26 protein-coding genes are annotated in these 21,149 nt (G+C 45.6%); 19 read left to right on the top strand and 7 right to left on the bottom strand.

Annotated features, from left to right (window positions below):
• On the bottom strand, window positions 1–1,377 hold the full coding sequence (locus QUB35_RS12560; protein WP_333142215.1) for an AAA family ATPase: 1,377 nt from the start codon (window positions 1,375–1,377) through the stop codon (window positions 1–3).
• 581 nt (window positions 1,378–1,958) lie between these two features.
• Between QUB35_RS12560 and QUB35_RS12555 the strand changes: the two genes are divergently transcribed.
• On the top strand, window positions 1,959–2,252 hold the full coding sequence (locus tag QUB35_RS12555; protein ID WP_333142214.1) for a TRADD-N-associated membrane domain-containing protein: 294 nt from the start codon (window positions 1,959–1,961) through the stop codon (window positions 2,250–2,252).
• A 111-nt stretch (window positions 2,253–2,363) separates the two neighbouring features.
• On the opposite strand, the gene QUB35_RS12550 is transcribed toward QUB35_RS12555, so the two are convergent.
• On the bottom strand, window positions 2,364–3,326 hold the full coding sequence (locus QUB35_RS12550) for a glycosyltransferase family 9 protein (protein WP_333142227.1): 963 nt from the start codon (window positions 3,324–3,326) through the stop codon (window positions 2,364–2,366).
• Between the two features lie 172 nt (window positions 3,327–3,498).
• Here QUB35_RS12550 and ispD point away from each other — a divergent pair, with 172 nt between their 5' ends.
• On the top strand, window positions 3,499–4,185 hold the full coding sequence (ispD, locus tag QUB35_RS12545; RefSeq protein ID WP_333142213.1) for a 2-C-methyl-D-erythritol 4-phosphate cytidylyltransferase: 687 nt from the start codon (window positions 3,499–3,501) through the stop codon (window positions 4,183–4,185).
• A gap of 84 nt (window positions 4,186–4,269) precedes the next feature.
• Window positions 4,270–4,593: a hypothetical protein gene (locus tag QUB35_RS12540; RefSeq protein WP_333142212.1), complete on the top strand. Its 324-nt coding sequence runs from the start codon at window positions 4,270–4,272 to the stop codon at window positions 4,591–4,593.
• Between the two features lie 142 nt (window positions 4,594–4,735).
• Here QUB35_RS12540 and QUB35_RS12535 read toward each other — a convergent pair whose 3' ends face one another.
• Window positions 4,736–5,668 carry a LysR family transcriptional regulator gene (locus QUB35_RS12535; protein WP_333142211.1) on the bottom strand — a complete coding sequence of 311 codons (933 nt, stop codon included), beginning with the start codon at window positions 5,666–5,668 and terminating at the stop codon, window positions 4,736–4,738.
• 66 nt (window positions 5,669–5,734) lie between these two features.
• The gene (locus QUB35_RS12530) at window positions 5,735–5,914 is read right to left on the bottom strand and encodes a hypothetical protein (RefSeq protein WP_333142210.1); all 180 of its coding nucleotides are present in this window, start codon (window positions 5,912–5,914) and stop codon (window positions 5,735–5,737) included.
• A 15-nt stretch (window positions 5,915–5,929) separates the two neighbouring features.
• Here QUB35_RS12530 and QUB35_RS12525 point away from each other — a divergent pair, with 15 nt between their 5' ends.
• The 7 genes from QUB35_RS12525 (at window position 5,930) to QUB35_RS12495 (ending at window position 9,455) form a co-directional block, all read left to right on the top strand.
• Window positions 5,930–6,223, top strand: a complete 294-nt coding sequence (locus tag QUB35_RS12525) for a hypothetical protein (RefSeq protein WP_333142209.1) — start codon at window positions 5,930–5,932, stop codon at window positions 6,221–6,223.
• 105 nt (window positions 6,224–6,328) lie between these two features.
• Entirely contained in the window at window positions 6,329–6,595 is a 267-nt protein-coding gene (locus tag QUB35_RS12520) for a hypothetical protein (protein WP_333102082.1), read from the top strand.
• 191 nt (window positions 6,596–6,786) lie between these two features.
• The gene (locus tag QUB35_RS12515; RefSeq protein ID WP_333142208.1) at window positions 6,787–7,851 is read left to right on the top strand and encodes a tetratricopeptide repeat protein; all 1,065 of its coding nucleotides are present in this window, start codon (window positions 6,787–6,789) and stop codon (window positions 7,849–7,851) included.
• 115 nt (window positions 7,852–7,966) lie between these two features.
• The gene (locus QUB35_RS12510) at window positions 7,967–8,128 is read left to right on the top strand and encodes a hypothetical protein (protein ID WP_333142207.1); all 162 of its coding nucleotides are present in this window, start codon (window positions 7,967–7,969) and stop codon (window positions 8,126–8,128) included.
• A gap of 104 nt (window positions 8,129–8,232) precedes the next feature.
• Window positions 8,233–8,430: a hypothetical protein gene (locus tag QUB35_RS12505; protein ID WP_333142206.1), complete on the top strand. Its 198-nt coding sequence runs from the start codon at window positions 8,233–8,235 to the stop codon at window positions 8,428–8,430.
• A gap of 4 nt (window positions 8,431–8,434) precedes the next feature.
• Window positions 8,435–8,677 (top strand): YgiT-type zinc finger protein, encoded by a 243-nt coding sequence (locus tag QUB35_RS12500; protein ID WP_333056915.1) that lies wholly within the window; start codon window positions 8,435–8,437, stop codon window positions 8,675–8,677.
• 268 nt (window positions 8,678–8,945) lie between these two features.
• Complete coding sequence (locus QUB35_RS12495; protein ID WP_333142205.1) at window positions 8,946–9,455, top strand: N-acetyltransferase; 510 nt, start codon at window positions 8,946–8,948, stop codon at window positions 9,453–9,455.
• A gap of 342 nt (window positions 9,456–9,797) precedes the next feature.
• Here the strand turns inward: QUB35_RS12495 and QUB35_RS12490 are convergent, their stop codons facing one another.
• Window positions 9,798–11,375 (bottom strand): adenylate/guanylate cyclase domain-containing protein, encoded by a 1,578-nt coding sequence (locus QUB35_RS12490; protein ID WP_333142204.1) that lies wholly within the window; start codon window positions 11,373–11,375, stop codon window positions 9,798–9,800.
• An 89-nt stretch (window positions 11,376–11,464) separates the two neighbouring features.
• Here QUB35_RS12490 and QUB35_RS12485 point away from each other — a divergent pair, with 89 nt between their 5' ends.
• From QUB35_RS12485 to QUB35_RS12445, 9 genes are all read left to right on the top strand, one after another.
• A complete protein-coding gene (locus tag QUB35_RS12485) occupies window positions 11,465–11,725 on the top strand; it encodes a hypothetical protein (protein ID WP_333142203.1) in 261 nt (86 codons plus the stop codon).
• A 425-nt stretch (window positions 11,726–12,150) separates the two neighbouring features.
• Window positions 12,151–12,981 (top strand): prepilin peptidase, encoded by an 831-nt coding sequence (locus QUB35_RS12480; protein WP_333142202.1) that lies wholly within the window; start codon window positions 12,151–12,153, stop codon window positions 12,979–12,981.
• 61 nt (window positions 12,982–13,042) lie between these two features.
• Window positions 13,043–13,258 (top strand): hypothetical protein, encoded by a 216-nt coding sequence (locus QUB35_RS12475; RefSeq protein WP_333102041.1) that lies wholly within the window; start codon window positions 13,043–13,045, stop codon window positions 13,256–13,258.
• Window positions 13,259–13,432: 174 nt separating this feature from the next.
• Window positions 13,433–14,383 carry an acetyl-CoA carboxylase, carboxyltransferase subunit beta gene (accD, locus tag QUB35_RS12470; protein ID WP_333142201.1) on the top strand — a complete coding sequence of 317 codons (951 nt, stop codon included), beginning with the start codon at window positions 13,433–13,435 and terminating at the stop codon, window positions 14,381–14,383.
• Window positions 14,384–14,764: 381 nt separating this feature from the next.
• A complete protein-coding gene (locus QUB35_RS12465) occupies window positions 14,765–14,956 on the top strand; it encodes a translation initiation factor IF-2 (RefSeq protein ID WP_333058460.1) in 192 nt (63 codons plus the stop codon).
• A 145-nt stretch (window positions 14,957–15,101) separates the two neighbouring features.
• Entirely contained in the window at window positions 15,102–15,590 is a 489-nt protein-coding gene (gene psbV / locus QUB35_RS12460; protein ID WP_333058459.1) for a photosystem II cytochrome c-550, read from the top strand.
• Window positions 15,591–15,744: 154 nt separating this feature from the next.
• Window positions 15,745–16,245: a photosystem II cytochrome PsbV2 gene (gene psbV2 / locus QUB35_RS12455; RefSeq protein WP_333058458.1), complete on the top strand. Its 501-nt coding sequence runs from the start codon at window positions 15,745–15,747 to the stop codon at window positions 16,243–16,245.
• Between the two features lie 601 nt (window positions 16,246–16,846).
• Complete coding sequence (gene petJ, locus QUB35_RS12450) at window positions 16,847–17,185, top strand: cytochrome c6 PetJ (protein WP_333142200.1); 339 nt, start codon at window positions 16,847–16,849, stop codon at window positions 17,183–17,185.
• 498 nt (window positions 17,186–17,683) lie between these two features.
• A complete protein-coding gene (locus tag QUB35_RS12445; RefSeq protein WP_333142199.1) occupies window positions 17,684–18,703 on the top strand; it encodes a CHAD domain-containing protein in 1,020 nt (339 codons plus the stop codon).
• Window positions 18,704–18,939: 236 nt separating this feature from the next.
• Here the strand turns inward: QUB35_RS12445 and QUB35_RS12440 are convergent, their stop codons facing one another.
• Complete coding sequence (locus tag QUB35_RS12440; protein ID WP_333142198.1) at window positions 18,940–19,437, bottom strand: 2TM domain-containing protein; 498 nt, start codon at window positions 19,435–19,437, stop codon at window positions 18,940–18,942.
• 165 nt (window positions 19,438–19,602) lie between these two features.
• Complete coding sequence (crtA, locus tag QUB35_RS12435) at window positions 19,603–20,439, bottom strand: cyanoexosortase A (RefSeq protein WP_333142197.1); 837 nt, start codon at window positions 20,437–20,439, stop codon at window positions 19,603–19,605.
• Between the last annotated feature and the right edge of the window lie 710 nt (window positions 20,440–21,149).

The raw sequence follows: 21,149 nt of genomic DNA, 5'->3' as shown, positions 1-21,149 counted from the left end.
TCACGCCATCCCTTTTTCTAAATTCTCAGCAATCCGTTGATATACTTCCTGAAAAATTTTACGCTTTGAATCCATCTCTCGTTGGGCTTTCAGAAAGTCAAGGAAACTCGCATGATAGATGCTGTAGCAGATTTTTCCGTCTACATTCTGCTTTTTCAAATACTCAACCCACTCATCTTCTAAAACCTGTGCCACATCGCATTCATCCACCTCGGCAATTCCAGCCATCATCTCGCAGGGAATCGGCGTGGCAATCTCAAGTAAAATATACAAGACAATCTCCATCAATTGCCCTGGCTTAGCTTCCATCCCCATCCGTACCCAATGGTTTTGATAATACTCTTGCAGCCCGTCAGGCAATTGCTTTAAGCTCAAGTCATTATAATCGCCCTTAGCAATTGCGGGCAAAACATACCGCAAATACATAAAATTGTTTTCGCTTTTGTCTGCCACTTGCTCGACAAAAGTTGTCTCGGTAATGCTACGAATTTGAATCCACTTTCTCAGTTCATCTTTATACTGAGAATCGGTAGAGAGCAGATACCGAATATACTCTTTGATATCATCATGATTGAAATTAACATACTCGCTGTCTCTTAAATCTAACTCTTTTACCGGAACTCCCGGAGATACAGAAAGCCTCTTTTGACCGAGGTTATGCGGTCGCCTCGTCAGCAAGAAATAAACCCCATCTGGCAGAGTAGTCGGTAAATGTAAAAGATTTTCTCCCGCTTCTTGTGCGACTTCATCCAGTGCATCAATCGCAATTACCAAACGTTCGCCCAAAGTGAGTTTTCCCGCCACCTTTGCCAGTAAAGTGGGTAAATCGGCATTTTCTGAATTTGGCAATTGATAGCGGTCAATTAATTGCTGGCGAATGCTCTTCAAAAACAATTCTGGTCTGTTGCGGCCTTCGACGAGAATATTGAAATAGCAGGGAGATTGATGTTCCGAGACGTATTTGGCAACAATGGAACTTTTGCCCATTCCCGCATCCCCGATGATTGTAAAATAACCGTGAGGATTTGCGGTGATAAATTGCTGAAAATTATCAAAAACAAATCGGCGGCCGCAAAAGGTTTTAATTTTTTCTGTTATAAGTGATTCAAACTCTGGCGGCAGCGAATTGTCGGCATTCCAATCTTTTGGGTCAACTATGTCTGTTGGTTCTAGGCCTAATTTTTCAGCTATCTTGGTAACTTGCCATCTTTCTACGCCATTGGGGCAGTCTTTTGTACCGAGTAAGCGCTTAATCGTGTCGGTGGAAACTTTGGCGAGTTGGGCAAGTTTTTCTTGAGTAAAACCTTTTTCTTTAATTTGTTCTCGGAGATACTCTTTTCCCTTTGCACTCGATTGAACTTTATCGGAGTCGCGCATAGTAATTTGTTAGCTATTGTTATTGGTTTTTCAGTTAATTCGATAATCCTACAGTCCGACAGGGAATGAATTCCCTGTCTCATAGCTAAAGTCCTCTTAAGAGGACTGGAAATTAGTATTTTAGTCGGTTTTAACCGACTTCTGCTATTAGCCAGGGAATTCATTCCCTGGCGGGTTTCGGGAGAGTCCGACAGTCCGACAGGGAATGAATTCCCTGTCTCATAGCGAAAGTCCTCTTAAGAGGACTGAAAATTAGTATTTTAGTCGGTTTTAACCGACTTCTGCTATTAGCCAGGGAATTCATTTCCTGGCGGGTTTCAGGGGAATGAAACAGCATGGGGGCTAGCGGGAGCGAGATTTCATGATTATTCATCCGTAACTCCGATCGCACTCACATTCTATATTTAAATACTTCTGTCTGTCTAGGGCAAATAGGTTGTAATCTCCTGCCCTATCTGCCCCAAAAATGAGGGCAGATCACAAATTAAAACTCGCCCTACCTGCCCTAGACTCTCGCTGTTTGCTTCGGTAGAGTAATTGTAGAAACAAGAACTTATCAGTATTTAGGAGAGGAAACAGTTATGAATTTTAACTTATTCGGAAACTCGCAACCCGATGAAGATTATAGCGAAATTAAGAAAGAAATGCTGCGAGAATCATTGCGGCAAGTTCGCCAAAGCTACAATCTTGCCCTTTTTGTCACCGCCGCATCGGCAATGGTTACTTTCGGAGGGATCGGACTTCTATTTTGTGAGAAAATCTCAGAGGCTACTCTCACTGCTTCGGGCGGATTGTTGACAAGTTTGGGCAGCATTGAGTTTGCCAAGCAAAAGAAGAAGGAATTGCAGCAGATGATGGATGATTTGGAAGACTAACATCGAGTTTTAGCTTCCCGACTTCTTTCCTCGTCCCCCGGCCGGGCCTGGAAAGCAGCTAAATTGTAGGGGACACGGCACTGCCGTGTCCTGACTTAGATATCCTAGTTTTTAGCCGCCCCAAACCTTCTTCAAAACATCTTGAGGAGAGATGTCTGCCATTTTGCCAGTAGGAGATTTAATGCCCAAAAATCGATCGCTCTTTGGCAACAATTTCGCCGGTTCAGTCGGGCCGAACAAAGCTATTGTATAAGTTTGAACCGCCACAGCTAAGTGCATCGGCGCACTGTCAGTACATATCATCAAATTAGCAGCAGCAATAGTGGCAGCCAACTTGCCGACATCATCCGGCGAGATAACTTTTACATTCGGACATGACTCGACTAACTTTGTCACGAAGTCTGCATCTTCTGGACCTTTCACAACAACAACAGGCAAATTCGGCTGCCGCTGCTGACAATCTTCAATTATTTGCTTCCAGTTGTCTGTAGGGTAAATTTTGTCAATACCTTTAGACACAGCTAATTGACTCGAACCGCCGTGAATTAGAATGTAGCCGCTTTCTTTTACGCCCAACCGCTGCTGTTCGGCTTCCGCCCACTGAATGTCCTGTTTTGGTACATTAATTGCCAGTGGCGGACAAGGATTTGTAATGTTAAATCCTTGCAGCAAATCATGGTACATTGAAGCGGCGTACTGTTCAGTTTTCAGCGGTACAGCAGCAGTGAGAAATCGAGCGCCGTTGGTTCCCGAATAGCCAACTCTCTGCGGAATGCCGGTCAGCCACAGCAGCAGCCCTACAGTCCACCGCTGGCCGAGGGAAATAACTGCTTCGTATTCGCGATCGCGAATTACGCCCAGTAAATTGCCCAAATCTGCCATAGCGTTGCGGTCTTTGAAATTGTACGTCAAGACTTCTTTGACCGACTTGCAGACTCGGTAAGCACCCTTTGCCCTCGGTTCCACGATGACATCAATTTGCGCGTCGGGATAAGACTGCTTGAGGTCATCAAGAGTGGGGAAAAATAAAATTTGGTCGCCAATCCCGCCAGGGACAAGTGCTAGTATTCGCATCATAAACGATCGGGCTATTATTGATCGAGGTAGCTCTCAGAGATCGGCTCTCAACTATCAGCTTATAGTATTTCTAGACCTTAAAATCTACTGGCTGACAGCTAAACAACTGACTCAAAAGTACAGGACGCTCTTATTATATATATCTAGTTGGGTTAAAAACGGTTAGTAAATGCACTTATTAATTCCTGCAGCGGGTTCGGGGCGACGGATGGGGAGTCAGCGGAACAAACTGCTGCTGACTTTGCTCTCTAAACCTTTGCTGAGTTGGACTTTGGCTGCGGCTGAAGCTTCGCAGCACATTAGCTGGATTGGCATCATGGGCCAGCCAGACGATTTTCCTGATTTTCAAGCAATTCTGAGCGATTTATCTTTGGTTATGCCCGTGGAACTGATTCAAGGAGGCGCCACCAGGCAAGAGTCAGTTTACAACGGTTTGCAAGCTTTGCCGCCCAATGCCGATCGAGTGTTGATTCACGACGGCGCGAGGTGTTTGGCAACTGCTGAATTGTTCGATCGATCGGCAGAGGCCCTCTTGACCTGTCCGGGCTTGATTGTCGCCGTCCCGGTCAAGGATACGATTAAGGTCGTAGATGAGCGTCGGATCGTGCGAGACACCCCAGACAGAAGCAATTTGTGGGCTGCCCAGACTCCCCAAGGATTTGAAGTGAAATTGTTAAAGCAGTGTCACGAAGAAGGGCGACAAAAAGGTTGGGAAGTTACCGACGATGCGGCTTTGTTTGAAAAATGCGGTTTACCAGTGCAAATTGTGGAGGGAGAAGAGACGAATTTGAAAGTCACAACACCCGTTGACATGGCGTTAGCGGAATTTATTTTGCGGCAGAGATACGGGGAATAATTTTGAATTGTGTAAGGGGAATGCGACTCAGCTATGTTGTCGTCATTAGGAGAAAATCTGTAATACAAGTGGAGGATGAAAGCAATGGAATATAGCGGTACATGGCGGATCACAGAGATGGCAATGTGGGATAGTGATTATTTGGACATGGAAGTTGAAGCCTATATCGAGATTGATGAAGCAGGTTCAGGAGAATTTCAATTCGGTTTAGTATCAGGTGAAATTGACGGCGAAGTCGTAAAAGATGGAAAGGATCAGCGATTTGAGTTTACATGGGACGGTAATGACGAGAACGATGCTGCATCTGGTAGCGGTTGGCTCAAATTAAAGGATAAAAACTCGGTAGATGGTCGAATCAAATTCCACCAAGGCGACAGTTCTAGTCTTGTTGCAAAGCGCATGAAATAGGCAATCAGCGATCGTACTATTTTAGGCCATTTTTTTTACCGCAGATGAACTCAGATAAAATCCCATCTGTGTTCATCTGCTGATATCTGCGGTCACAAAATCCCAATCTGACCAATAACCAATAACAACTGACTTAAGTTTATCATGAAGGATTAATCGGAAACTCACCCTCACTATCAACGTCTGCGGCACTTTTAACTAAATCCAAAAACGCAAACACGGCCGGAATCAACAACCCATCCCTCAAAACAGCCACCCCAATTACCCTCTCAAAATCCGCAGGTAAACTGCAAACTTTCACCGAAAGAGGTATCGGTTCCGCAGCCAAACGCGGCAGAATTGCTGCACCCAAACCTTGCATCACCATACTGACAATAGTTGAATCTTCGCTGAGTTCGTAAGCGATATTTAAGGGAAACCCCGAAGTTGTCAAATATTTTCGCAGCGGTACAGAACAAGCATTTTCCACCGGCTGCAAAATCAACGGATAAGCCGCTAATTCTTTCCAGGTAATCTTAGCACTTGACAATTTGGCAGTTGGTGGCAGCAACACAACATATTTATCCCGCAAAATTTCTCTAGTTTCAAATTCATCCGAGATGGGAAGAGAGACAAAACCGATGTCTGCTTTGCCCGATCGCAAAGCCTCTTCCACAGCTTGGGTATAATAAACTTCGGCAATGCTGACCGTAATTTTGGGAAAGCAACTGCGAAATTTAGCAATAATACCCGGTAGGATATGAGTTGCGACACTCCGAAAAGTAACTATCCGTACCTGGCCTCCCTGCAAACCTTTTTCTAAATCCGCTTCTTTGACCATCATTTCTAAGGCGCAGGCTATTTGACGCCCGTGACTCACTACCCTTTCCCCCACCGGCGTCAGTTGAGCACCGTGTCGCCCCCGGTGGAACAGTTGCACTCCTAATTCTGTTTCTAAAGAGGCGATGGCGTGGCTGACGGCGGATTGGGACAGTTCCAATTGCAAAGCCGCCTCGCTAAAGTTTTCACAGTCTGCTACAGCTATCAAAGCTTGAATCTGAGAGAGTTTCATCCGCCGCGTATTGATTTCGTTCATAGCGTTTGTGCCAGTAGTACCCAAATTGTCACAAGGGCTTCGATATATCGATTTTATTCATACAACCTATGCAAGCAATGCTTTGATTGTCAATTGCCCTAGAGTTAAGGTTAATTTATCAGGTAACAGATAGACTTTTACAGGACTTGCACGATAACCATATTGTGCTGTAATTGCGATGACGTTATTGCAGCTAAAAGCTATTTTTTGTAATTTTTTTGGTGCAATCTTTGTAGGAGTTATCACTTTAAGGTGTTGGCTATGTCTACTTACAACAGTCGGATAAACCCCCGAATAATGATGTTTTTTTTGATAGCCGATCGAGCTAAACCATCCGAAAAACATAAAGGGCTATCTCTCTTTTCAGCTATAAAAAAAATTGGGCAGTTTTTGCTCTACCTCATTTCTAGTGAGGACGAACTGAGAATTTGGCAGACGTGCGATCGCTATGGTAACACTTGGTGGCACGGTTGCGATCGGGCAACTGGTCGTTCTACCTGCGTGGCGACGGATGATGAAATGCGCGCTTGGCTCGATCGGCGTTATTGCCAATAGTAGTGTGTGGGTTGCGTGGAAATGAAGTGAAATACAGTCCTCGATTAGCAATTACCAATTAGCAATTACCAATTAGCAATTACCAATTACCAAGTAGGAGATGCTATGCTTCAAATATCTTCCGAATGTGCAGCGCCAGATCGCATTATTCTGATGGAAAACGAGGTATACAGATTGCCTCAAACTCATCGAGAAATTCAAGTTTTGTCAGGAATTGCTTGGATCACGGTTGACCAACAGGACATCATCTTGCAAAGCCCTGAAAAAGCATCGCTTCCACCCAGCAAAAACTTTGCTGTCATATCCGCTCTCAACAATATGCCGCTGATTATGGCAGTCTGGCAAGACAAAAACCCAGTCATGGGATTTTAGATTTTAGATTTTAGATTTTGGATTGAAGAATTGGGAATGACTGATTGTGTATGGGTTTGAAGCACGGGTCTACAGTTGCCTTCTTTTTTGAAACAGGCATCTGAACCTAGAGATTGAGAAAAAATTTGGCAGGAACACCCCAAAAAGCTCTATCTTAATAGTTATCACTTAGCTATTGGAGGACTCGATCGGTGCACTGCCGCTCTTATCACTTCAGCTATCTCGCAGCTATAAGTATGGTGTTATCGCCCGCACTCAGCTTGCTGGCAATTTCAGACGCCCGGGCTTATGCCCCAATTATAACTGCGAGGCTCGCCCAAGCGATCGATCTCGCTCAGGCAACTGACCCCAAAACGCAAGCAGACGAACTCTTTGAAACAGGAGTAAAACAGCACCGCGAGGGTTTGTTTCGAGAAGCAATTCAGAGTTTTGAGCAAGTTTTGGCAATTCGCAAGCAACTAGGCGACCAAGCGGGAATCGGAGAAACCCTCAACAATATGGGGGAAGTTTATGGCGAAATGGGTTTGAGGCCCAAAGCTTTGGAAGTTCTGCAGCAAGCTTTAGTCATTCACCGAGAAATCAGCGGAGGGCGTCGTACCGCGCGCACTCTCAATCTCATAGGTTTCGTCAACCGGATTGGGGACAATTTTTCCGAAGCGATGAAACTGCACCAACAAGCTTTGGAACTTGCCAAAACTACCGACGACCAAATTGAAATTGGAGAATCCCTCCACAACATCGCGGCCGTGTACGCAGAACAGGTCAATTACGCCAAGGCGATCGAATTTTACCAGCAAGCGCGGACGATTCGCACGGCCGCCGGCGATCGGCGCGATTTAGGCCGTACCCTCAATAACATGGGCGGCGTCTACTACAACATCGGCGACTTTAATAGAGCGATGGAATTTTATCACCAAGCTTTAGCAATTCGCCGGGAAATCGGAGACCGGGCTGGCGTCGGCCGCCTCCTCAACAACATGGCACTTACCTCCCGCAAACTAGGCAAAGATACTCAAGCGCTGATCTATTTTCAGCAAGCAATACCGATGTTAGAATCTATCGGTGACAAGACAAGCATCGGACGCTTGCTCAACAATATGGGCGCAATTCATGAAAGTCTTGGTCAATATCCTAAAGCTCTCGAATCCTACGAGGGAGCTTTAAAAATTGCCCGCGAGGGCGGCGACAAAGCCGGAGAAACTACAGCGATGGAGGGCATTAAGCGATTGTCTTCCGGTCAGCTTGTACCGCAATAAGAGTAGTTAGTAAGTCGGGTCGAAGGAAGTAAAACCAGATATTTAAGGAATTGAAAATGATAGATTTTTGAACAATAACTTGCTATGATTGCCTGGATGTAACATTAATCAGCCAGTGCCTCGCAACGATATTGACCGTATCAGAGAGAAAATTCGCCTCCGCCAGTACGATATGTCAGCCCACGCAATGGAAGAAATGGCTGAGGACTTGCTGACTATCCTGGATGTAGAAGAGGCGGTTCTGAGCGGTCAAGCGATTTTAGATTTTAGATTTTAGATTTTAGATTAAAGAATTGAAGCATTGACCCCACGGATAAATTCGGGGGGCAAGTTTCATCGGATACAGGTTTTTTATTTCTGGGTTCTGAGTCTGCTTTCGGAATGAATCACGTGGCGGGTATCCTGGATGCTTTGGGTCAGATTATCCGGGTTGAAAAAGACGACCCCAGAGGTACAAAATATGTAGTAGTGGGGACTGCACTGGATCGACAAACACCTGTTGGAGTGGTTGGACGTTTCGCTAGTAACGGACGTTATCTAATCATCACGGTTTATGAAGTCACTCAACTTAATGGCTAATCGTATGTATAAATACAGATGTGAGTATTGCGAAGGAACCGTTCAACCCCGCACTGTCAAGCGCGAGGCATTCAAACATAAAAATGGATTTGTCATTCTTGAAGATGTGACCATCGGTGTTTGCGATAACTGCGGCAATCGATACTATTCAGCCGATATTCTTCATGCGGTTCATGCCGTTGCAACTGGAGCGAGATTGCCTGAAAGAACCGAACAAATTCCGGTTACTCATTTAGAATCAGCATAACCAGTGGAGCGCTTTAATTGCATTAAAACGCTGTGACGATAAAGGAGACTGTCCGGGGGTTAAGATTGGAAGCGATCGATCGACTTTGGCGACGATTTGGCATTTATCTGCAAGTCGTTGTATAATGGGTTGCCAAAAATATATAACTCAAAAAGAGGAAAAAGGCTTCAGGGGCGCTATAATTTGATTGAGATCGCTATCGAAAGATAGAAACAATTTCTGTAGTAATTTGTCCGCCAGAGCGGCCGCACAACCATTAATCTAAGCTATGGATATCCGTACCGAAAAGCCAGAAGAGGTAGAAGCTGTTCGCAACATTAATATTGCGGCATTCGGGCGAGAAAATGAGGCTAACTTAGTCGCTCGATTGCGGGGAATTGCATCTACATTTTCCTTCGTTGCGGTAGAATCCGATCGCATTGTCGGACACATTTTCTTCAGTCCGGTTGTCGTCGAAGGAAAATGTTCTAGGAATGTGTTGATTCAGGGGTTAGCGCCAGTCGCAGTTCTACCCAACTATCAGCGGCAAGGTATCGGAACGCTGCTGATTCGGGAAGGTTTAAAAGAGTGCGGACGATCGGGATTTCAAGCAGTAGTTGTGCTTGGTCATCCAGATTTTTATCCGCGTTTTGGGTTCATTCCTGCTAGTAGAAAGACCTTAAAATGTGAATATGATGTGCCCGATGAAGCGTTTATGGTATTGGAGTTAGAAAGTGGAGCTTTGCAGGATTGCAGCGGAACGGTGAAGTATCGATCGGAGTTTAGTCTCTGCGAGTGATAAGCTGCTACGCATTTAAATTGAATCCCGATACGGGCAGGATGCCCGTTCCACAATAATTGTAGAAAAATTGACTATCAAATTAGATGCACAACAGCTTATTAATTCCGCCCCTCATCGGAATTATTCATCTCTCTCTGATCTCCCTCTGCGTTCTCTGCGTTCTCTGCGGTTAAATCATTCCGATGCAACCGGAACTGATCTGACGAACTGGCGGTTTTTATTGTGAAGTATCGTAAAAAATTATAAAAATAACATTTAGTAGTCACAGTGGAAAATGGTTGTGCTGTACTTGCCTTTGTGAACCATAAAACCTGTACAACTATTGCCCAGCAAAGTTATTTAAACGCCCCCTTTTCCCTTCTCCCCTTTTGCACCTTGCAAAGCAAAAATCGGAGTTTGAGCAGATTTCCCCTTCAGAGAAACAGCTCCCAAAGCCTCGCAAATGAAGTTTAGCTCGATCGACTCAAACACCCTTTCAGCAATCAAAATTTGGTTTTCCCCCGCCTTGCTCATCAACCGAGCCGCCGTATTCACCGTATCGCCGAGGATATTAAACTCCCTGCGCCCTCGCGGTTCCCCAACCTCAGCAGCAAATACCGGCCCCAGGGATAGCCCAATTTGACAGCTTACTCCCACCTCTTCACCGCCGATAATTACTGGTGGCAAACCTGAAATGATATCTCGGATGGCAATCGCCGCACTAGCCGCGCGGCTGGCGTCATCCGTGTGAGCGTCGGGCACGCCAAAATAAATCAGCATATCCGAACCATCTAAGTGCGCCGTTACTTTTTGCAACACGCCTCCTTTAGCTGAGACTACAGCATCGATCGACGCAAACACCCGAGAAAAACTCACTACCAGATTGACTTCTTCCTCCGGCGAAGCTTTCTCCACAGACTCCGGTAAACCTATCAAGTTGACAAACATCACCGTCGGTTCAGGAAAATCCGGCGGAATTTTGCGCCTGTCTGCATTTTCCACCAGCAGTCTCAGGATAGTTTTGGGAATATAACTAGCAAGGGGTTCAAGCCGATTCACAGCTTGCCCGATTTCTTTTACCAAGCCCGCAACGCTGCGATCGAGCAATACCGAACTCGGCATCCGCCGCCGAGTCAAAGTGATATCATACTCTCCGAGTCGATCGTCCGTGAAATCGTCCGCCACCAAAAAATAACCCGGTTTGCCCGGTTCAAAACGAAATTGCTCTCCCACAGACTCTCTAGCAGTTTCAGTCACACACACCCGCCCCACAGTCCCACAACCCTCAGCTTGCTTGGCTTGCTGGACAGAATGCCCCAGCAGTACGTGAGCCATCCGCAGCGGCGTACCGATGTCAGCACTAATATAGCGGCCGCAGTGGATGCCCACCCGCATCCTCAAAGACAAAACACCCCGCGCCGTTTCAATATTGGCAAATTCAGCCATCGCCCGCTGCATCCGCAAACCAGCCCGCACCGCCCTGGCTGTATCCTCTTGGTAAACCCCTGACGGAAACTGCACCAGCATCGCATCTCCGGTAAACTCCAGCAAATCCCCGCCCGATTTGCTGACAATTTCAATCATCGAGGCAAAATAGTCGTTAATCACGCCCAGCAGGCTTTCAGCTCCCTTGCGCCCCTGGGTCGCGTTCGCTTCCAACAGCGAGGTAAACCCTGCCAAATCCGTGAACAGCAAAGTGCCTGTTTGCCACTGGTAGCGCACCTCGCCTGGGTTGGGCGGAGATTCGGACACGGGCCTGGGCACGTAGTCGTGGAGGATGTAGCGCAGAGTTCGCAGGTGATCGAAAACCCCCATTAGCGTTGCGGGGGACGGATCTACCCACGCAGCAGCGTACAGTTGAGCGGAAAGGAGCGATCGCAGCCGCAGTTCGATCGCAGCCAAGGGAGGATTGTAGGTTAATCTATTAATAATTTCCACCTAAGTTTATTCTTAAAAAATAGGGTAAGTTCTATCAATGTAGAGGCAACACCAATAGCTCGACTTTATACCATTATGATAAGTTTCCAGTGACTCCATACCAGCCAAACCCAGAACCCACGATAGAAACTTCCGAAAGTCACCGGTTGCTAGCTCCCGATTTGATCCGAGCTGCTCGATCGGCCTATGGTATGTATCTGAAAGTGCATTCCGAGCAGATGCAGCGTCCGGCGGGTGTAGTTGTCAGTCAAGGAAGCGATCGAGGTCAGTTAATTTTTGCTTCGCAGCCGATTTTATTGCCCGGTGAACGTTTTGTTACTTTTGACGAAATTGAATCTCAAATGTATTAATTAGTAATTGGGCATTGGGCATGGGGCATGGGGCATGGGGCATTGGGCATGGGGCATGGGGCATTGACAACTAATATTTATGTTGGCTCGATCGAGTGTCAAAAAATAGGTTTGTAGTGAGAACTTTAGTCCTAAGAATTTGACTTTTGACTAAAGTCCTTACTACAAACCTTATGGGTAATTGACCGAACACAATCTAACAATTAATAAATAACCACAGTCAATCGATTTTAGATTTTAGATTTTAGATTTTAGATTAAAGAATTGAAGATTGACCCCACGGATAAATTCGGGGGCTCCTTTATCGGATACAGGTTTTTTATTTCTGGACGGACGAATCCGGGGGCTTGTATCCTGGATGCTTTCGGTCAACAGTGAACAGTCAACAGTGAACAGTCAACAGTCAACAGTGAACAGTCAACTTAATGGAAATAATCTTTAATTCCCTTGTCATGGCGATCGTCTTTATTTTCGGAGCGGCTATTGGCAGCTTTCTAAATGTGGTAGTCTATCGGTTGCCTGCGGGTTTGTCGGTGATCCACCCTCCTTCTCGCTGTCCCAAATGTTTAAATCAACTCAGAAATTACGAAAATATACCCGTTTTCGGTTGGCTGTGGCTGCGGGGACGCTGCAATCACTGCCACAGTCGGATTTCGGCCCGCTATCCACTGGTGGAAGCAGCTACGGGTTTGCTGTTTTTGCTAATCTTCTGGCGGTTTGGCGTAACAGTCCAAACTCTTGGTTTTTGGGCTTTGTTTAGCTGGCTGTTGGCTTTGTCTTTGATTGATTGCGATACAATGACTTTGCCTAATTCTTTAACTCGATCGGGTTTGGTGCTCGGATTGGTTTTCCAAATGGCGAAAGGTTTGTGGCCGACATTTAGTTTGATCGACTCGGTAAACTATCTGGTACTCGATGGGATCGCCGGATCAGTTGTCGGGTTGTGGCTGTTTGACGCGATCGGACTTGCCGGGACGATCGGGCTGGGGCAGAATGCTATGGGCGCCGGAGATACCAAATTAGCCGCCTTGATGGGAGCTTGGCTGGGCTGGAAATACTTGCTGCTAGCGGGATTTATTGCTTGTGTCGCCGGGGCTTTTGTTGGTGGTGGGGCGATCGCTATCGGGTTGCTCGATCGGCGTCAACCCATGCCTTTCGGCCCGTTTCTGGCTCTAGGTACAGCAATTACTGCTCTGTGGGGCGAAGCGATCTTATCTAGTTACTGGCAGTTGTTTTTCCCGAATTTTAGTTTCTGATGTGCCCGTAGTCAGGCGCGATCGAACATAATATTGTCTCAAAAATTGGTAAAATTGTTCCGTGTCTTGGATTACACTTACAACTACTAGCTTTCGTTGGGAAGCGGAATTAATGCAGCAGCTCCTAGCTGCTCATGAAATCCCGGCCCGGATTGTAGACTTGGGCATAGCATCTTATTTCGGGGCTGGGAGTGCTACAGCCCTGCAAGTTCTTCCACAACACCAGCGAACAGCATGGCTCCTCATCAGTCCAGTTGAAGAGGACAATAGTCAGTAGTCAAGTCTGTTGTTATGGGTTATTGGTTATTAGTTATTAGTTATTAGTTATTGGTAGCAGCTAACAACTCACAAATAACAACAGCCAACAGTCAACAGTCAACAGTCAACAGTCAACAGTCAACAGTCAACAGTCAACAGTCAACAGTCAACAGTTAACAAATACCAAGTTTTAATGTCTCTATTTGATTGGTTTGCAAATCGACGAAAATCAGTACCGAACTCCCAAGAACGGCCGGAACGAGAAATTGCGGACGGACTTTGGAATAAATGCGAAGCTTGCGATGCCCTGAGTTATACCAAAGACCTGCGAGCAAATCAAATGGTTTGCTTGGAATGCGGGCATCATATCAGAGTTTACAGTGACGATCGCATCGAGCAATTGATCGATCCCAATACCTGGATGCCCCTTAACGAAGGACTGCACGCCACCGATCCCCTGAAATTTCGCGATCGAAAAAAATATAGCGATCGACTCCGAGAATTTCAAGAAAAAACAGGCCACCTAGACGCCGTAGAAACAGGCATCGGCAAACTAGAAAATTTGCCAGTCGCCCTCGGAGTCATGGAATTTCAGTTCATCGGCGGCAGCATGGGCTCAGTAGTCGGAGAAAAGCTAACTCGCCTCATCGAACACGCCACGCGGGAACGCTTGTCCGCGATCATTGTCTGCGCTTCCGGTGGTGCAAGAATGCAAGAAGGAATGCTCAGCTTGATGCAAATGGCTAAAATTTCCGGGGCTCTGGAACGCCACCGGGAAGCGAGACTGCTTTACATCCCGATTTTGACCCACCCGACCACCGGTGGCGTCACCGCCAGTTTTGCCATGCTGGGAGACATTATAATTGCAGAGCCAAAAGCTACTGTGGCCTTTACGGGCGGCCGGGTAATCGAACAAACTCTGCGGGAAAAGCTGCCGGAAAATTATCAAACTTCCGAATACTCCTTCGCCCACGGTTTTGTAGACTTGATTGTACCCCGGACTCAATTAAAGAAAACTCTCGGTCAGCTCATCAGCCTCCACCAGCAACAGCCTTTCTTGGCAGACTCGGAATTTCCCGCCCTCAATGGCAGCGATAGCCACGCTGTGTCCCCGCAGACTCACGCTTTCAAACTTTCTCCCTAAGCTGCTGCGCCGGAGGATTGTCTGTTGGTGAGTCCGGGGGAGAGACGAAAAATTTCTGAGGAATGGCTCAAAACCCGGTTTCGAGGAAAAATATTGAGTTTGGTAGCCAGATATTGACCCAGACACCGGGTTTTGAGTCCCGCCCGCGCAACTCCTATTGGTAATAACGACCCAGCAGTGGGATGATATTGATCGGAAGTTGATTGGCCCTGAAGTTAGGCTGGGCAAAAATGCCTAGTCGCAGTTAGCGGTTAGTTAGCTTGCGATCGAACAAACTAACAGAACAAACTAACAGAACAAGCTAACAGCGCTTTCTAAAATTGTCCGGTTTTCAGTTAATAGCCGTCAACTCAATTTTGACCTGTCAGCGACCTAAAAATTATGGGTTTTGCAGACCTGTCCATCGCAGAAATAGCAGAGGACTTCAACGTCCCTGTTGAAGAAGTGATCCGCTTGTGCGACGAGTTGGAAATTGCCTACAAGCACCCTCAAACCCGTTTGGCTTTGGAGGATGTTAAGGCAATTATGTCCACTCTCGAAAAAAGGCGCGACTCAAAACTTCTTGCAGATTAGATCGCAAAATTCCTCTACCTTTAAAGGTATGGCTGCACAAACTTTCGCCAGTTGTTGCAGACTCAGGGAATTTTGAACACAAATCTGTTTGCCAGGTATGATCTCTTAGCGTTCAATAATTTGCCGGATTTTTTTAAGGAGAACCATGCTTAAAAGATATTTCATTGCTCTGACCGCTGTATTCTTGAGCTTTCAGTTATTTGTCAGCAGTGCGATGGCTATCGAACTGAGTCCTGAACTTCGCACTCTGCCTTTGAATGACAAGGGTACTCCAGTGGTGCTGAGCCTCAAACAAGTTGAGCAAGGCAAACGCCTGTTCAATTCGGCTTGCGCTCAATGTCACGCTGCGGGCATGACCAAAACTGACCCGAACGTGAATTTGAGCCCGGAAACTCTGGCTTTGGCCAACCCGCCCCGGAATAATATTGAGTCGCTGGTGGACTTTATGAAAAATCCCACCACTTATGACGGGTTTGAGGAAATTTCGGAACTGCATCCGAGCATGAAGAGTGCGGATATTTTCGCTGAGATGAGAAATCTCTCGGATGACGATTTGTACGCGATTGCCGGTCACATTCTGTTGCAGCCAAAAATTGTCTCCAAGCAGTGGGCTGGTGGCAAAGGCGCTCGCTAATCGATTTTAGATTTTAGATTTTAGATTTTGGATTTTGGATTGGGAGAGGGCTGAAGTTCGGCAAGGATTGCTGGCTGGTCGTTTTTCGCTCTAAAATCTGAAATCTAAAATTTACCTCCTGCTCATTGATTATCGCAAAAGGTTGTAGTCCCTCATGCTGCGTCGTGGTGCTTTTGTCTGCTTTCTGTTGGGGATGTTAATTATTTTGCCACTCGTGCTGTTGGCTCCTCAACCTGTTTTGGCTGCTGCCGATTCTTATGTGAATAGGTATTTACAAGCCAGCGAACCTGTGGCTCTGGAGTTGGACTCTGAGGGACATACTCGCTTGTTTTCGGCGTTTGATTTGTCTGCGGGCAAGGTATTGTTCGAGCAAAATTGCCTGAATTGTCACGTCGGAGGAGCTAATTTGCCCGATCCGACGATATCTCTGTCTTTGGCTGACCTCAAGGGGGCAACCCCTCCCCGCAACAATATCAATAGTCTGGTGGCGTATCTGAGAGAACCGATGACTTATGACGGTACTGAGGAGACTTTTTGGTGCCGCCAAGTGCCGGAAAGCTGGATGCCACAGGCTGAGATTGAAAATTTAGCGGCTTTTGTGATCCGGGCTGCTCAGAAAGCTCCGGGCTGGGGCGTGGAGAATTTTGAGAGTTGAACTGCTACTGCCAAAAAGTGGTAAATTACTCGAAAGAAGGCGATACGACTGCGCGATCGCGCCTGTTTTAACTAATTTGGCGTAAGTCCCACGCTGTAATTGTACTCAATTGGGCGTCGGGATATAAGCAAAGCAACGTCTATGAAAAAGAGCGACAATTTACTGTTTCTCTAGCAAAAAAATGTGTAAGATATAAGTGGTTGCGACCCACCCACTCGACTGCAAACAACAGGCTACAGTAGCAGTAATATGCTTGGCCAAGGACAACTGCGAGAGAAAGGGGGAAAGAACAGACCGCTGGTTGGTAAGGCACGTCCCACCATAAAATACAATCCAAGTTTGTTGTACGAAAATAGTTTTTGCCTTGGGAAACAGGGCTTCTGCGTGGGTTCCCTACGAAGGGATAAAGGGTGTAAAAGCCCAGAAATGCTGTGTAAGACTCGGATCGTCTTCAGTGACGAATCTCTGTAATGAGATACCCAACAGAGCAACGGCAAACGAGACACGAAGCCTACACTGTAAAAAAGGTCAGTGCTAGGTATTTCACCAGGTAAAATATCTAAAGAATCACCCCTTGCGTGTCCATTAGAGGAGAACTGCGTTGAAAAGACTCTTATCGATCGCCCTATTAGCGTTCGCAATTTTTACCGTCGGCTTTGGTCGCCCTGCTTTGGCAGGTGATGCGGTTAAAGGAGCTAAAATCTTTAGCTCGAACTGTGCTGCTTGTCACATCGGTGGCGGCAACGTGGTTATGGCCATGAAAACCTTGAAAAAGACTGCTCTTGAGAAGTACGGTATGAATTCTCTCGAAGCTATTACCACTCAGGTAACTAAGGGCAAAAATGCTATGCCTGCTTTCGCCGGCCGCTTGAAGCCCGAACAAATCGAGGATGTAGCAACCTACGTGCTCGAGCAATCTGAGAAAGACTGGAAAGGCTAAACTGCCTCTTTGAAGTCGGGCAGCCTGGGCGGGTTTGATTTAATTTAAAACTTGTCCTCCCGATCGCACCCTCTCTCACCCTTTGGCGAATAAACATCGGTTTGCAGCGATCTTAACCTATTTGGGAAAGCGCGCCAGAAATCCGATTTTTATTAGCTCAAGGGCGAGGGAGGGTAATTCGATTTTAGATTTTAGATTGAAGATTGAAGATTGAAGATTGAAGATTGGAGATTGGAGATTGGAGATTGAAGATTGAAGATTGAAGATTGGAGATTGAAGATTGAAGATTGAAGATTGGAGATTGAAGATTGGAGATTGAAGATTGGAGATTGAAGATTCCTAAATGCTGATTTTGTAGAAATGGTCAAGCACTTTATATTAAGATTTATTGTGGCTGCGCTTCCTAAATTAAAAGTGTGTGCTAGGATATAACCCCTTATTAGCAAAGCTTTGAAATCAAAATTAAAATCAATCAGGAAAGTGGAGTCTACACCTGCCATGAACGTAAAAACATCAGCAAAAGTTAAAACTCCAGTTAAAACACTCGGAGACGCTGCATCTGGGGCGATTGAGAAATATTTCCGCAAAAGTGTAGCGCACGAGGCTGAAGTTATCAAAGACAAAGACGCGGAAGAACTTCATCAAATGCGCGTGGGATTGAGACGTTTGCGATCGGCTGTGACTGGTTTTGCTCCGGTTATAGATTGGCCAAAAGAGGCTTCTGAACGTAAAATTGGTAAGGTGGGGCGGATTCTGGGAACGCTCAGGGATTTGGATGTGATGCTCGAAAGTCTCCAAAACCGCTATTACCCGAATTTGCCGGCCCAGGAACAGGAAGTTTTGGATAAGGCTTTGTCGAATTTGCTCAAACAGCGCCACCGGGCTTTGAAAGGGGTGAGGGAGATTTTAGAGCACAAAAGCTACGAATCGCTGAAGCAGTCGATCGAGGATTGGCTGGAAAAACCGAAGTTTCGGGCGATCGAACATTTGCCAATTGCTGAGGTTTTGCCCGATTTACTGTTACCTCAAGTCAGCGAGTTTTTCCTACATCCGGCTTGGTTGCTGGGTACAAAATATGAAGATGGCAAAGTTAAAGTTGCTGATGATTTAAATGCTGAGGCTGTCGAAGAGAAGTTAGCAGCGGAGGGAACTATTCTGCACGATTTGCGGAAGCAAGCTAAGCGGGTTCGCTATTTGATGAATCTGTTTGGGAATTTTTACAGCGAGACTTACGAAGTTTATGTCGAAGATGTGAAAGCTATTCAGGAATGTTTGGGCGATATTCAAGACAGTGAAGTTTTAGGCGAGTTTTTGACAGATTTTGTCGATCGCGATCTGAAAAAAGAGTTGCCGAAGTTGGCTGGTTTGTTGGCCGAAAATCGCTACGCAGCTTGGCAAAAATGGCAGGTTTTGCAGCGCAGGTATTTGAGTTCGGAAATTCGGCAAGGTTTCCGATCTGCTTTAATTCATCCTGTGGTTGAAGATGCGACTAAGGGAAAGTTGCCCCAGGAAAGTTAGGTTTTTCGCGAGGAGAGAATGCGATAGACTGGCGGGAGGGACTCAAAGAGGGATATTTGTAGGGACATGGCATTGCAGTGTCCTTGATTGTATAACTCAATAAAGGGCGATCGCTCTTGGGGAGAGGTTCAAGAAAAAACCTTAACAATTATTCTTTCCAGTAACGAGTTAAAATCCGAATTACTTCACCAGTGTCAAGTAAAAGAAAGGGCGATCGCGTTTTTTACCATAGAAAATCACGACTGTAACCACTTCATAAACTTATTCGTCGCAGTACCAATCGACTCTCCCACCTGTTTCTTCAAACGCCACCGCTGAAATGCTTGTTCGTAATCTTCCCCTTCAGTTTGATAAACATTCCAAGCATTCAGCGACAATCCCAATCCCCAGGTTAGTAAAATGAAAAGTGACCAAGAAAGCTCGTGCGAACCTGCTAGATTAAACAAAACTAAAAAAGTATTGATAATACCGTACTTGGTCACATTTTTCTGCAAGTTGCGACGACGGTAAGAGTTAAAAACCAGCTTTTCTTGAACTTCTCCTCTAGTTGCTAACCATTGCTGTTCCGCAGCTACAATATCCTGTTCGGAAATGCCCAATTCCGCTGCAATCTCGAAAAGCTGCACTCTCGATAATTCCCCTTCATCCTGTCGCCGCGCGATCGCAAGCTGTAAAATACCCTGAGCATCCTCTGAACCGTAAACTTGACTTATTTGACTTTCATTTGTCGGCATAACAAGTTTCCTATAATTCCTGACATCCTTTTTATGATAGATATAGACGGCGTTAAACGACAGGTAGTGACATTGGCGGATTTCAACACCCGGACATTTGAGTAAGACTCCTGACTATGGGAGGGGAAATCGAAGAACCGATATATTACCTCAAATTGCAACTAATTAATTTCCCGAACTTTGACTAAGTTGGCTATCTCGTTTCAACATAAATTGATAAAATATCCCAAACAAAATCACTGCAATCATTCCCACGACTAAAGAACCTTCACCCTCATGCCAATATTTAAACAAATCTAGGCGATTAGATGCAACTAACAATGCCATTCCCGCCACTCGAAAAACATTAATAATAAAACCAAAAAGGACAGCGACACCTATTACCAAAGCCTTATTTTGTTTAGTAGGAAACATCACCAAACAAACTACAGCTAAACCTAATAAGTAATTCATTGCCTCTATACCCGAACAACCCCCATTTACCAACACCCTTCCTGTCGGTAAAGCAACATAATTACCCTCACGTGTTGCATTAAAACCGACATACCACAAAGAATAATAAGCAAATTTAGCAGTAAGCGAGGTAACAAAATCCACTAAAGGTAACGTAATGACACTGGGGGTGCCATGAAAAAATAGTATTACCAATTCACGCCAATATAGTTTTAAGTTCTGAAAGCCTACCGCAATTAAGCTCAAACCTAAACCAGACAAAAAAGGTGCCAGTCTTAAAAAAGGATCGAATTTACTGGAAACCAGAGCACTTTTAAATAAAATAAAAGCTATTAATATTGTCCCAGCGACAATCGATAATACGTCATTTTTTCCCTCACTCTGTTTGAGAATATCCTGCTTGTCCCACAGTAGGGAACCCACAGCGGACCAAAAAACTATACTCATCCAAAAATGAGCAACATCGTCCATTTTCCACAGGAGTGTCATATTCAGAGTTACTAAAGCTGTGGCGATAATGATGAGCCAAAAAAGTTTTCTCTTGAACATTTTAGATATTAGTTATTAGTTGATTGATTAGAGCCATACTGCGGACTGTTTTTGATTGTCAACCGTAGAATAAGGGTGGCAAGGCGATTTGGCCATCAAAGTACCCACGGAAAATCGAGGGTTTCAGACTACGAACTAAAAACAGTCCAGACTAATTTTTAGATCATATCATAAAAATAGTACGGGATTTAGACAACTTAGTAGCTTGAATCCCTCCTACGGAAAGGACTTGGGGGATTTTAAGGGCTGTAAATCTTTGAGATGAGGTTAGTAGACACTCTGGAATTTGATGAATGATGAGACTTAGAGGCAACGCATAGCTCAGGATTAGGACACCTGGTGAAAAGACTGGTACTCGAAATGATTGGTTGGATGCCTAGCGCTTGCTTACTTAGCCCCTGTAAGCAAAGACTAAAAAGGGAGTTAATCAACAAAAATTAAAAATAAGTAGCCTGAATGAGGTTTGGATTTCTTGAGAGTAGGCGCAATTGGCTCCGTGCATGGTGTGACACTGAGGTTCGAGTAAATACGGCTGAGCGAGTTAGAGTTCGAGCCATGCTCAATGGTGATTATTTGCTTTTCAAGAATCGAGGGTGTCTTTATAGCAATCCTAAATCATTTGTGAATTTCTTCCTCAGAGCGGCTTCGGGGCAGGGCTGTTTCATTTTCTTGTAGGGGCCAACCCTCGTGAAGAGCCCCGATGCCTGAAA

It is taken from the genome of Microcoleus sp. B13-B6, from assembly GCF_036705405.1.
Classification (GTDB): domain Bacteria; phylum Cyanobacteriota; class Cyanobacteriia; order Cyanobacteriales; family Microcoleaceae; genus Microcoleus.
Note: the sequence above shows the minus strand (reverse complement) of the source record. Positions and strands in the feature narration are given on the sequence as shown.